General features: G+C 41.9%; 11 protein-coding genes. 3 read left to right on the forward strand and 8 right to left on the reverse strand.

Features of this window, described 5'->3' with window-relative positions; all coding sequences use genetic code 11:
• Window positions 1–15: 15 nt before the first annotated feature.
• A complete protein-coding gene (gene panC, locus VCASEI_RS11030) occupies window positions 16–894 on the forward strand; it encodes a pantoate--beta-alanine ligase (protein WP_089110777.1) in 879 nt (292 codons plus the stop codon).
• 106 nt (window positions 895–1,000) lie between these two features.
• Here panC and VCASEI_RS11035 read toward each other — a convergent pair whose 3' ends face one another.
• Window positions 1,001–1,771 carry an ABC transporter permease gene (locus VCASEI_RS11035; RefSeq protein ID WP_086961905.1) on the reverse strand — a complete coding sequence of 257 codons (771 nt, stop codon included), beginning with the start codon at window positions 1,769–1,771 and terminating at the stop codon, window positions 1,001–1,003.
• Window positions 1,771–2,709, reverse strand: a complete 939-nt coding sequence (locus tag VCASEI_RS11040) for an ABC transporter ATP-binding protein (RefSeq protein WP_086961906.1) — start codon at window positions 2,707–2,709, stop codon at window positions 1,771–1,773. The genes VCASEI_RS11035 and VCASEI_RS11040 overlap by 1 nt, the downstream gene beginning before the upstream one ends.
• Window positions 2,710–2,806: 97 nt before the next feature.
• Here VCASEI_RS11040 and can point away from each other — a divergent pair, with 97 nt between their 5' ends.
• Complete coding sequence (gene can / locus VCASEI_RS11045; protein ID WP_086961908.1) at window positions 2,807–3,478, forward strand: carbonate dehydratase; 672 nt, start codon at window positions 2,807–2,809, stop codon at window positions 3,476–3,478.
• A 154-nt stretch (window positions 3,479–3,632) separates the two neighbouring features.
• Here the strand turns inward: can and hpt are convergent, their stop codons facing one another.
• Window positions 3,633–4,163 (reverse strand): hypoxanthine phosphoribosyltransferase, encoded by a 531-nt coding sequence (gene hpt, locus VCASEI_RS11050; protein ID WP_086961910.1) that lies wholly within the window; start codon window positions 4,161–4,163, stop codon window positions 3,633–3,635.
• Between the two features lie 237 nt (window positions 4,164–4,400).
• Here hpt and VCASEI_RS11055 point away from each other — a divergent pair, with 237 nt between their 5' ends.
• Window positions 4,401–5,009, forward strand: a complete 609-nt coding sequence (locus tag VCASEI_RS11055) for a TetR/AcrR family transcriptional regulator (RefSeq protein WP_086961912.1) — start codon at window positions 4,401–4,403, stop codon at window positions 5,007–5,009.
• 118 nt (window positions 5,010–5,127) lie between these two features.
• On the opposite strand, the gene lpdA is transcribed toward VCASEI_RS11055, so the two are convergent.
• From lpdA to ampD, 5 genes are all read right to left on the reverse strand, one after another.
• Complete coding sequence (lpdA, locus tag VCASEI_RS11060) at window positions 5,128–6,555, reverse strand: dihydrolipoyl dehydrogenase (RefSeq protein ID WP_086961914.1); 1,428 nt, start codon at window positions 6,553–6,555, stop codon at window positions 5,128–5,130.
• A gap of 273 nt (window positions 6,556–6,828) precedes the next feature.
• Window positions 6,829–8,739 carry a pyruvate dehydrogenase complex dihydrolipoyllysine-residue acetyltransferase gene (gene aceF / locus VCASEI_RS11065; protein WP_089110776.1) on the reverse strand — a complete coding sequence of 637 codons (1,911 nt, stop codon included), beginning with the start codon at window positions 8,737–8,739 and terminating at the stop codon, window positions 6,829–6,831.
• Between the two features lie 60 nt (window positions 8,740–8,799).
• Entirely contained in the window at window positions 8,800–11,466 is a 2,667-nt protein-coding gene (gene aceE, locus VCASEI_RS11070) for a pyruvate dehydrogenase (acetyl-transferring), homodimeric type (RefSeq protein WP_086961918.1), read from the reverse strand.
• A gap of 86 nt (window positions 11,467–11,552) precedes the next feature.
• Window positions 11,553–12,320, reverse strand: a complete 768-nt coding sequence (pdhR, locus tag VCASEI_RS11075; RefSeq protein WP_086961920.1) for a pyruvate dehydrogenase complex transcriptional repressor PdhR — start codon at window positions 12,318–12,320, stop codon at window positions 11,553–11,555.
• Between the two features lie 373 nt (window positions 12,321–12,693).
• Window positions 12,694–13,260 carry a 1,6-anhydro-N-acetylmuramyl-L-alanine amidase AmpD gene (ampD, locus tag VCASEI_RS11080; protein ID WP_086961922.1) on the reverse strand — a complete coding sequence of 189 codons (567 nt, stop codon included), beginning with the start codon at window positions 13,258–13,260 and terminating at the stop codon, window positions 12,694–12,696.
• Between the last annotated feature and the right edge of the window lie 13 nt (window positions 13,261–13,273).

A 13,273-nucleotide genomic window follows, 5' to 3' on the forward strand; every position in this document is an offset into this window, starting at 1 on the left:
GAAAAAGGAACAAATATGCAAACTTTTGCTGATATTGTCTCATTAAGAGACCAGCTAAAAAGTGCTCGTCGAGATGGTCGTCGTATCGCTTTTGTCCCAACGATGGGCAACTTACATGAAGGTCATCTCACCTTAGTGCGAAAAGCACGTGAGCATGCTGATCTCATCGTGGTGAGTATTTTTATCAACCCAATGCAATTTGAACGCGCTGATGACTTAAATAACTACCCAAGAACCTTAGAAGATGACTTAAGTAAATTAAATGGTGAAGCGGTAGATTTCGTTTTCACGCCAACCCCTGAAATTATGTACCCAGAGGGATTAGATAAACATACCTTTGTGGAAGTACCAGGATTATCACACATGCTTGAAGGCGCTTCTCGTCCTGGGCATTTTCGTGGTGTCAGCACCATAGTCACCAAGTTATTTAATATAGTACAACCTGATGTGGCTTGTTTTGGTGAAAAAGACTACCAACAATTAGCTGTGATCCAAAAAATGGTCACAGATCTTGCTATGGATATTGACGTCATAGGCGTACCTACCGTACGTGAATTAGACGGCTTAGCCATGAGTTCTCGCAACACTCGGCTAACATTGAGTGAGCGACAACGTGCCCCGGTACTAGCTCGAACCATGCGTTGGGTAGGCAGCCAATTACGTGGGGGTCGACAAGATTACACCTCGTTAATTGAAGATGCACAAGATCAATTACGAGCAGCAGATCTGGAACCGGATGATATTTTCATTCGCGACGCTAGCACATTACAACTTCCTAACGAAGATAGTACACACCTCATTGTATTAATGGCCGCGCACCTTGGGCAAGTTCGTTTAATTGATAACATCATGGTTGAATTGACCAACAATTCAAATGATGGTGAAGAAGAATAATACCAATGGTACTTACTAGCTAGTTAGAAACTACGTAAGGAAAAGTCCCGCTATGGCATCAACCATCGCGGGATTTTTTATTTAAGCTAAGTAATAATAGAGTCCATTAGCTACGCAGACCAATACCTTTCGATACTAAACGATAAGCAATGCCATACAACACCACAATAAACGCAAATAACACGCTAAATGAAGTGATAATACCGACATCCGACACCCCTAAAAAGCCATAACGAAACGCATTCACCATATAAACGATTGGGTTGATTTTAGATATCCCTTGCCAGAATTCCGGCAGCAAACTGATCGAATAAAAAACCCCTCCTAGGTACGTTAGAGGCGTCAATATAAAGGTTGGAATGATCGAAATATCATCAAAGGTATCGGCAAATACCGCGTTGATCAAACCACCAAGAGAGAAAACAACCGAGGTTAAAAAGACCGTTGAAATAATAATAAGCCAATGATGCAATTGTAAATCCACAAAGAACAAAGAAACCGCGGTAACCATCATGCCCACCATCAAACCTCGCGCCACGCCCCCCATTACATAACCACAAATAATAATATGGTGAGGCACTGGAGCCACTAATAATTCTTCAATGTTCTTTTGAAACTTGGCGCTGAAAAAAGACGAAGCCACATTAGAATAAGAGTTTGTGATAACCGACATCATAATCAAACCAGGGACGATATATTCCATGTAAGTGAAGCCGCTCATCTCACCAATACGAGAGCCAATTAAATTGCCAAAAATAATAAAATACAACGTCATGGTAATCGCAGGTGGAACAATGGTTTGAATCCATATACGCATAAAACGACGAATTTCTTTGGTGACCAAACTTTTAAAAGCGGTCCAATATAGCTCTGCCATTATAGGTTCCCTTCTTTTGACTGCTTACTCTCACCTTCACGAACGATGGTGACAAATAACTCTTCTAGTCTGTTGGCTTTATTACGCATCGAGAGCACTTGAATTCCTTGAGCCGTTAATTGTTCAAATACACGGTTTAACCCTTGCGTCTTATCAATTTCCACTTCTAACGTGTTATTTGAAAAGTGGACGATTTTGGCATCATGTAACTCTGGAGATGTACCACATTCCAACAAATCAAAGATAAAGGTTTCGACATGCAATTTATTTAACAAAGCTTTCATCGACGTATTCTCAATCACTTCACCGCGGTTAATGATGCCAATATTGCGACAAAGCATTTCAGCCTCTTCTAGATAGTGGGTCGTCAGAATAATTGTTACACCTTCTTGATTGATTTTTTTCAAGAAGGTCCACATCGAACGGCGAAGTTCAATATCAACGCCAGCTGTCGGTTCATCAAGAATGAGTAACTTAGGTTCATGCATTAACGCACGAGCAATCATCAAACGGCGCTTCATTCCACCAGAAAGATTCCGTGCCCTTTCATTACGCTTCCCCCATAAATCTAACTGAGTAAGGTATTTCTCCGCTCTTTGTTTGGCTAAATCCCCTGCCACGCCATAATAACCAGCTTGCTGCATCACAATTTGATGAACCGTTTCAAATGGGTTGAAGTTAAACTCTTGAGGCACTAAGCCTAACTGCTGCTTCGCTTTAACCAAATCAGAATCAATATCGTAACCGAATACGGTCACCTTACCGGAAGTTTTATTCACCAAAGAACTGATCACTCCAATAGTGGTCGATTTCCCAGCACCGTTAGGGCCAAGCAGAGCATAAAAATCCCCCTCTTCTACGCTTAAAGACACCCCTTTCAAAGCTTCTACGCCACCTGAATAGGTCTTGCGCAAATCTTGTATTTCTAATGCATACATAATTTAATGATTACCTTCAGTTGATAAATAGATCACAAATCGGATTTGATTTTTATCAGTCTTGTGTATAGTAATGCAGGTTAATGAGGAACATAACATGCCAGATATAAAACAGTTATTTCAAAATAACTCGACATGGGCCGAGTCGATTAAATCAGAACGCCCAGAATTTTTCACCAAGCTAGAAGAATCGCAACACCCTGAATACCTATGGATTGGTTGTTCAGACAGTCGAGTACCAGCAGAACGCCTTACCGGGCTTTACTCTGGAGAATTGTTTGTCCACCGAAACGTAGCAAACCAAGTCGTTCATACCGATTTAAATTGCTTATCGGTCGTTCAATACGCCGTTGATGTATTAAAGGTTAAGCATATTATTGTGTGTGGCCACTATGGTTGCGGCGGTGTACAGGCAGCTATTGATAATCCAAACTTAGGATTAATCAATAACTGGTTACTGCATATCCGCGACTTATACCTAAAACATCGTAATTGGCTAGGCCAGTTCCCGAAAGAACAATGGGCTAATAAGCTTTGTGAAATCAACGTGGCAGAACAAGTCTACAACCTTGGCAACTCAACGGTGCTTCAACAAGCATGGGAGCGTGGTCAAAAAGTAGAAATCCACGGTTGGGTTTACGGTATCGGAGACGGTGTACTCAACGATTTAGGTGTTCGCTGTCATAGCCGAGAAAGCCTAGAGATTTCGCATCAAGCTTCACTTGCAAAAATTTTACAAGAAAAAGACCCTGATAACCTTCCTGGTTAATTTCTTGAAGATAAACATGTAAAAAGAGCGACTATCAAGTCGCTCTTTTTGTCTTTCAGTTCAAGCCACAGAAAGCAAGCTTAATCATTTTAGTCACATCATTCCAATGATCCATATTCATATGCAATATCGCATCAAAGAATGAGTGAGTACTTTATTCCTGCGGGATCACCTTGCCAACATAAGGCAAATTACGATACTTCTGAGCATAGTCAATTCCGACACCAACAACAAACTCATCTGGAATTTCAAAGCCAATCCATTTTGCATCCACATGCACTTCACGACGTGATGGTTTATCAAGAAGCGTACAAATTTCAATCGAATTAGGCTCACGAATTTCTAAAATATCACGAACCTTGCTTAAGGTATTCCCGGTATCGATAATATCTTCGACGAGCAGTACATCTTTACCCTTAATATCATCATCCAAATCTTTAAGAATTCGAACATCACGTGAGCTCGTCATGGTATTGCCATAGCTGGAGGCCGTCATAAAATCGATCTGATGATTTAACTCAATCGAACGAGACAAATCAGCCATAAAAACATAAGAACCACGCAATAGCCCAACAATCACCAAGTTCTCAGATCCTTGATAATGCTCTGCAATCGACTTGCCTAGCGCTTTCACTCGATCTTGTACGTCCTGTTCAGAGATCATGACTTCTATTGTGTGTTTCATATTTTTCTCAATATTTAGATTTACCACAAAATAAGTTTAGATATTTAGACTAAACTTAAAACCTTAAGCTTGTCATTCTATCATCGCAAGGCACATTCGTTAACTTTTAACCGCATTCAGAGCTTAAACACATCCTTTTTAATCGATTGACACCATAACAGACAACGGTAGACTCATTGATATAATAAATATAATAATCAAAACTTTACATAAAACTTTATAAGCTAGGATTCGAATATGGATATGGTAACAAAACGTCCAAGGACACGGTTAAATCCAGAAAAAAGAAAACTACAATTACTTGAAATCGGCATCGAAGTCTTTGCGCGTCGAGGAATTGGTCGTGGGGGTCATGCCGACATCGCTGATATTGCCCAGGTATCGGTTGCTACCGCTTTCAACTATTTCCCTACCCGTGAAGATTTAGTCGATGACGTTTTAAATCAAGTTGAACAAAACTTCTCTGCTTTTTTGCAAGAAAGCATTGATCCATCACTACCAGTAAAGACTAACTTAAGTGAAATTTCTAATCGTTTAATTGATATTGTTTTAAAAGAAGAGCAATGGATTAAAATATGGTTTGAATGGAGCACATCAACTCGTGAAGAAGTATGGCCTTTATTCGTTGCTACTCATGGCCAGCATCAAAAATATTTTCGTGAGCTATTTTTGAATGCGATTGAAAATGGTGAGTTATGTAAAGATCACAATCCCGGTAATATCGCCAAACTGTTTCATGGTATTTGTTACTCTATTTATGTTCAAGCCAATCGTCGTCCAGATAAAGAGTACCTCACTCAATTAGCAGATAGTTTCTTAGATATGTTGTGCATTTATAAAGAGTAGAGCGTTACTTTTAACGTATGAATTTTCATCTTAAAAAAAGAGCCATACAGAATCATAAACTGTAGGGCTCTTTATTTATCGTTACTCGAGCTTTTTGTCTAGCGACGAGTAATCAATATTACTTCTTACGCTTTACCGCTTTTACATTTGGAAGGTCGGTAATCGTGCCTTCAAATATTTCAGCAGCCATACCAACAGACTCATGCAACGTTGGGTGAGCATGAATGGTTAATGCGATATCTTCTGCATCACAACCCATTTCAATAGCTAGACCGATTTCGCCCAGCAATTCACCACCGTTAGTGCCTACAATAGCACCACCGATCACACGATGAGTCTCTTTATCGAAGATAAGCTTAGTCATACCTTCAGCACAATCAGAGGCAATTGCACGACCTGATGCAGCCCAAGGGAAAGTAGCGGTTTCATAGTTGATGCCTTCTGCTTTCGCTTCTTTCTCAGTTTTACCAACCCAAGCAACTTCTGGCTCAGTATAAGCAATCGATGGGATCACTTTCGGATCAAAGTAGTGCTTCTTACCTGAAATAACTTCTGCTGCCACATGACCTTCATGCACACCTTTGTGAGCCAACATTGGTTGACCAACGATGTCACCGATCGCGTGAATGTGAGGAACATTAGTACGCATTTGCTTATCAACATTGATGAAACCACGCTCATCAACTTCGATACCTGCTTTTTCAGCGTCCATTAGCTTGCCATTTGGAACACGGCCAATCGCCACAAGAACCGCATCGTAACGTTCAGCTTCTGCTGGCGCTTTTTTGCCTTCCATTGAAACGTAGATACCATCTTCTTTCGCTTCAACAGCCGTTACTTTAGTTTCAAGCATTAAGTTGAATTTGTCTTTGATTTGTTTTGTGAACACTTTTACAACGTCTTTATCCGCTGCAGGGATCACTTGATCAAACATTTCAACTACATCGATTTGAGAACCTAGAGAATGATACACCGTACCCATCTCAAGGCCGATAATACCGCCACCCATAACCAGCATTTTCTTAGGCACTTCTTTCAATTCTAACGCGTCAGTTGAATCCCAAATACGTGGGTCTTCATGCGGAATGAAAGGCAGTTTAATTGGGCGAGAACCCGCCGCAATGATCGCGTTATCAAAAGTGACAGTTGTTGTTTCTTCACCAACCACTTCAAGGGTATTAGCACCCGTAAATTTACCAAAGCCATTCACCACGGTTACTTTACGCATTTTAGCCATACCCGCTAAGCCGCCAGTAAGCTGAGTAATCACTTTATCTTTCCAAGAACGAACCTTGTCGATATCAGTTTGAGGCTCACCAAACACAACGCCGTGCGCTGCCATTGCTTTTGCTTCTTCGATAACTTTAGATACGTGCAACAATGCTTTTGATGGGATACAACCCACATTCAAGCAAACACCACCAAGTGAGTTATAACGCTCAACAAGAACCGTTTCTAAACCTAAATCTGCACAACGGAATGCTGCTGAGTAACCAGCAGGACCTGCACCAAGTACCACGACTTGTGCTTTAATTTCTTTGCTCATTTTGACCTCGTTATAGTCATTTAATCCCTGACAAGCTGACGGTTCCCATTTGTACGACGATGAATAAACGGGAGTGAATTATCTATTTCAGAATTACAGTCAGTTTATCGACTTGTTAACGGTCTGAAAAGTGATTCACGTTAGCCTGTGAGCTAGACAACATTCTTTTTTACTTGAGTCATATTACGTGAAAAATCAATACAGTTTATTCGCGTAACAGTAAAATCTTGTTCAAAAAATAAGGTGGCCGCTGAGCCACCCTATTTTATTTCATTACAATACCAAGCGGCGGATGTCTGATAGACAACCATTTAGGTAAGTAATAAAGCGCGCACCTTCTGCACCATCGATCACACGGTGATCGTAAGACAGAGAAAGCGGAAGCTGTAGACGTGGTTCAAATTCTTTACCATTCCATACTGGCTTCATCTCAGATTTAGAAACACCTAAGATACCCACTTCTGGTGCATTCACGATTGGTGTGAATGCTGTACCACCGATACCACCAAGGCTAGAAATTGTAAAACAACCGCCTTGCATGTCCGAAGACGTCAGCTTACCAGAACGCGCTTTCTTAGAAATTATTGCCAGTTCTTCTGATAATTCGTAGATACCTTTTTTGTTTACATCTTTGAATACAGGAACCACTAGGCCATTTGGCGTATCAACCGCAATACCTACGTTCACATATTTCTTCAAAATGATGCTTTCGCCATCATCCGAAAGAGAAGAGTTGAACGATGGGAAAGCTTCTAATGCTTTCGCAACGGCTTTCATGATGAACACAAGTGGTGTGATCTTCATGCCAGTATCTTTCTTCGCTTCGATTGCATTTTGCTCTTTACGGAACGCTTCTAGAGCAGTGATATCAGCATTATCCCACTGTGTAACGTGCGGGATCATTACCCAGTTACGGTGCAGGTTCGCGCCAGAGATCTTCTTAATCTTAGACAGTTTCTGAACTTCAGTGTCACCAAACTTGCTGAAATCCACTTTTGGCCAAGGAAGAAGACCTAGTGCAGCGCCGTCACCTTTACCTGATGCCGCAGCAGCGCCAGACTCAAGACGTTTCAATGCTTCTTTTACAAAGTTTTGTACATCTTCTTTTAAGATACGGCTCTTACGACCAGACCCTTTCACTTTCGCTAGGTTAACACCGAACTCACGCGCTAAACGACGAACCACTGGAGAGGCATGAGCATAGTCATTGTTCTCTTGGAAATCACCAGTTGATGCAGGCGCTTGAGCCGCTGCTGGAGCTGGAGTTGAAGCCGGTGCAGGTGCTGCAGCTTGAGCTGGTGCAGCCGCTTGTGGTGTAGGTGCTGCACCAGCCACTTCGAACACCATGATCAATGAACCAGTTGATACTTTATCGCCCGCATTGATTTTGATTTCTTTTACTACGCCAGCAAATGGTGCAGGAACTTCCATTGATGCTTTGTCGCCTTCAACAGTAATAAGAGATTGCTCTTCTTCTACTGTATCGCCAACAGCAACCATAATTTCAGTCACTTCAACTTCATCACCGCCGATATCAGGTACGTTCACGTCTTTAGAAGCAGATGCAACAGGTGCTGCGGCTTGAGCAGGAGCAGCTTGCTCAGCGGCCGGTGCTGCTGGAGCAGAACCAGAGCCCGCGACTTCAAAAATCATGACTAATGAACCAGTTGAAACGGTATCACCAACGTTGATTTTAATTTCTTTTAGAACACCAGCGAAAGGTGCTGGTACTTCCATTGAAGCTTTATCGCCTTCAACAGTAAGAAGAGATTGCTCTTCTTCGATGCTGTCACCAATAGCAACCATGATTTCAGTTACTTCAACTTCATCACCACCGATATCAGGAACATGAACTTCTTTTAGTTCTGCTGCAGCTGGAGCGGCTACTGGTGCAGACTCAGCTTTAGGTGCTTCTGCAGCTGGAGCCGCTGCTGCGCCTTCCGCTTCGCTCTCTATTTCAGAGAAAAGCATAATAAATGAACCCGTTGATACGGAATCGCCCACGTTAATTTTGATTTCTTTTACGATACCTGCTTGAGGAGCCGGTACTTCCATTGAAGCTTTATCGCCTTCAACAGTAATAAGAGACTGTTCTTCTTCAACCTTGTCGCCAACGCTAACAAGAATCTCTGTTACTTCAACCTCATCGGTACCAATATCAGGTACATTAATTTCGATTGTCATTATTCTTTCCTATTAAAAGATTGATTGCAGCGATCATTTAGACCACTGCAATCAATTGGATTATGCGTATAGCGGGTTGATTTTATCTGCGTCGATGTTGAATTTAGCAATTGCTTCAACAATCACTGATTTTTCAATATCGCCACGTTTTGCAAGTTCAGTCAGAGCTGCAACCACAACATAACCCGCATTCACTTCAAAGTGAGTACGTAAGTTGTCGCGGCTATCTGAGCGACCAAAGCCATCAGTACCAAGTACTTTATAAGACTCAGATGGCATGTAAGCACGAACTTGTTCTGCGTAATTTTTCATGTAATCCGTTGCAGCGATTGCAGGCTCAGAGCCAAGAACCGTTGAGATGTAAGCCACTTTTTCTTCTGCTTCTGGGTGAAGCATGTTGAAGCGCTCAGCATCTTGACCATCACGAGTCAATTCGTTGAAAGAAGTCACAGAGAACACATCAGAAGCAACACCGTAGTCATCACTTAGGATTTGCGCCGCTTTACGTACTTCGTTCATGATAGTACCAGAGCTCATCAACTGAACTTTAGCCTTGCTACCCGTATAAGATTCTAGTTTGTAGATACCTTTACGAATGCCTTCTTCCGCGCCTTCTGGCATGGCTGGCATGTGGTAGTTTTCGTTCATCACGGTTAAGTAATAGTAAACATTCTCTTGCTCAGGACCATACATACGATGAATACCATCTTGCATGATTACCGCTAACTCATACGCAAACGTTGGATCATAAGAGATACAGTTTGGAATGGTGTTCGCTTGAATATGCGAATGACCATCTTCGTGCTGTAGACCTTCACCATTTAGCGTTGTACGACCAGCAGTAGCACCCAATAGGAAGCCACGAGCTTGTTGGTCACCCGCCATCCACGCCATATCGCCAACACGTTGGAAGCCGAACATAGAGTAGTAAATATAGAATGGGATCATTGGAAGATCGTTGGTGCTGTATGAAGTCGCCGCAGCAACCCATGAAGACATAGCACCTAACTCATTGATACCTTCTTGTAGAACTTGGCCTGATGTTTCTTCTTTATAGTAAGAGACTAAGCTGCGATCTTCTGGAGTGTATTCTTGACCTTGGTGGTTATAAATACCCACTTGACGGAATAGACCTTCCATACCGAACGTACGCGCTTCATCGGCAATGATAGGAACAATGTTCTTACCAATGTTTTTATCTTTAAGAAGAATATTTAAAGTACGAACAAACGCCATCGTAGTTGAGATGTCACGTTTTTGCTCACCTAACAATGAATCAAATTCACTTAATTCAGGTACTTTAAATTCTTGAGTAAACTTAGGTAAACGTACAGGTGTGTAACCATGTAGCGCATCACGACGAGCGTGTAAGTAAGTGTGCTCAGCAGAACCTTCTTCAAGAGTTAGATAAGGAAGTTCTTTTACTTTCTCATCAGATAAGATGTCTTGCAGACCTAAACGGTCACGTAAATAAAGAACATGTGTCATGTCCATTTTCTTCACGCCGTGTGCAATATTTTTACCTTCTGCAGCTTCGCCCATACCGTAACCTTTAACAGTTTTAGCAAGGATAACCGTTGGCTTACCATTGGTTTCTTGAGCAGATTTGAATGCAGAGAATAGTTTAGATGAATCATGACCACCACGCTTAAGCGCGAAGATTTCGTCATCAGTCATATCAGCAACAAGTGCTGCTGTTTCAGGGTACTTACCAAAGAAGTGTTCACGAACGTAAGCACCATCTTTTGATTTAAAGGTTTGGTAATCGCCATCAACGGTTTCGTTCATCAATTGCAGTAATTTACCTGTGGTATCTTTCGCAAGTAGAGCATCCCAATTGCTACCCCAGATAACTTTAATTACATTCCAACCTGCGCCTTTGAACAGACCTTCAAGTTCTTGAATAATGCTACCATTACCCATAACTGGGCCATCAAGGCGCTGTAAGTTACAGTTGATAAGGAAACATAAGTTATCAAGCCCTTCACGTGAAGCGAAAGAAATACCACCGCGTGATTCTGGCTCATCCATCTCACCATCACCAAGGAACGCGTAAACACGTTGGTTGGTTGTATCTTTAAGACCACGACCGTTCAAGTACTTCAAGAAGCGAGCTTGATAGATAGCAGCCATTGGACCTAAGCCCATAGATACCGTTGGGAACTGCCAGAATTCAGGCAATAATTTTGGATGCGGGTAAGAAGGCAAGCCGTTACCGGTTGATTCTTGACGGAAGTTGTTTAGCTGATCTTCAGTTAAACGACCTTCAACGAATGCACGTGCATAAATCCCTGGAGAAATATGACCTTGGTAATAGACTAAATCACCACCATCCGTTGCATTTGGAGCACGGAAGAAATGGTTGAAACAAACTTCGTAGAAAGAAGCCGCAGATTGGTAAGACGCCATGTGGCCGCCAAGATCCAAATCTTTTTTCGATGCACGCAATACGATCATGATGGCATTCCAACGAATGATCGAACGAATACGACGCTCAATGGTGATATCACCAGGATATGCCGCTTCTTGCGTTGGTGGAATGGTGTTTATGTAGTTTGTGTTAATGCCCGTTGGCATATCAACACCACCTAAACGTGCTTTATCAAGAACTTGCTCTAATAAATATTGAGCGCGTTCTACACCTTCTTCACGTACCACTGATTCAAGGGCTTCTAACCAATCTTGAGTTTCCAGTGCATCAACGTCATTATTCATGACTTCAGACATGGCGATCTATCCTTTTGTTGGTTTGTCAGACTATGGTGTATTAGCAAGCTTATTTTTTTATAAAACACGCTAATGCTTAACCGGTCTTATGATTCGTTGGCTTGTTGAATTCGGCGCAATGAACGCTCGCGACGACTCTCTTCTCGAGTCAAATCCAGCAAGGTCTCTTCAATGTAAGCCAAGTGTGCATGCGATGCTTTACGGGCCTTTTCTGGCTCACGCTCAAGGATCGCTTGAACAATGCTGGCGCGGTGATGACTCACCTTTTCTACCACCTCATCACGACGATGAAGTAATTCTAAATTCTGTAATACGTTTTGTTGTAATAACGGAGCAAGGCTACGAACAATATGCAACAACACCACATTGTGAGCCGCTTCAGAGATAGCAATTAGGACTTGCATCACTGCGCTAGATTCTTGCTTCACGTCTTTATTTTCAATCGCTTTCTCGACTTCTTTTTGGCACTGAGAAATACGTTCAAAGTCCTCTTCTGTCCCTCGTAGGGCCGCAAAATAGGCTGATATTCCTTCCATCGCATGACGAGATTCAAGTAAATCGAGTTGCGTTTCAGAATGCGTCGACAACAACTCTAGCAAAGGATCAGAAAAAGATGTCCATAAAGAATCACTAACAAACGTGCCACCACCTTGTTTACGAGTTAAAAGACGTTTGGCTTCCAAGCGTTGAATCGCTTCACGAATCGAAGGGCGAGACACATCAAACTGCTTTGCTAGCTCCCGCTCTGGTGGCAATTGTTGCCCCGGGGAAAGCGTGCCTTCTAAAATCAACCTTTCAATTTCCTGTTCAATCACATCAGAAAGTTTAGGCTGACGAATCCTTTGATAAGCCATGATTAATTTATCTTTTCACTCATTGTTGTAAATGGGTGGTTGTAAATTGGTAATACCAATTACCACGATCACCAAAAATTTTACCTAAACCCAACACCACTGTCCAGTCAAAACTTGATTTAGGTCAAGATGCGATAAGCGTTTAACCCTGCATTAACAAAAGCCACTTAAAACACTAATAATATTGGTAAGACCATTTAATGGTTAGAGATAAAATGAATCATGTCGTGCGTTTTTAAATCATTTTTTTGATGAAAGTGTGACATCGGTCAAGGTGGAATAATATTCACCATAAGTGAAATGGCATTAAGAGTCAGTGTAGGTTGGATATATTACGAGGCTTCTTATTACGAAAATTCGCTTTACACGCCTATCAGTTCGATGTCATTAAGGCTCTAAATTTTCGCCAATCAAACCCAAGCCCAGGATCGGTTTTTCTTTGGGGAGCGATGTATTGATGGCCGGTGATCCTCGGTAATGTTATCTCAGGGTAATGCGTCATCAACACTTGAGTTATCTCCATTAACGACTGATATTGAGCCTCTGTGTAGACATCAAAATCGGTCCCTTCTAATTCAATTCCGATGGAATAATCATTGCAATTTTCCACACCAGAAAAACTCGATTTCCCGGCATGCCACGCTCTGGCGTTAAAGGGAACAAACTGAATAATCTCGCCATCTCGACGTATAAAGCAATGCGCAGAGACGCGCATCTGATGAATCACCTTAAAAAAAGGATATTCATTAGGATCTAACTTGCCCGTAAAAAACTGCTCCACATAAGGTCCACCATACTGACCCGGTGGCAAGCTAATGTTATGCACCACCAGCAAAGAGATAGAGGTAACGTCTCCATCGTCCGCAATGGGACGCTCATCAAAAAATGAGGATGGTATGTGTTTGACGTTTTCAAGCCAGTGCTCGGGGGTAATGACCATAAGGTGAACCTTC

Origin of the sequence: Vibrio casei (genome assembly GCF_002218025.2) — a bacterium.
Taxonomy (GTDB): Bacteria; Pseudomonadota; Gammaproteobacteria; order Enterobacterales; family Vibrionaceae; genus Vibrio; species Vibrio casei.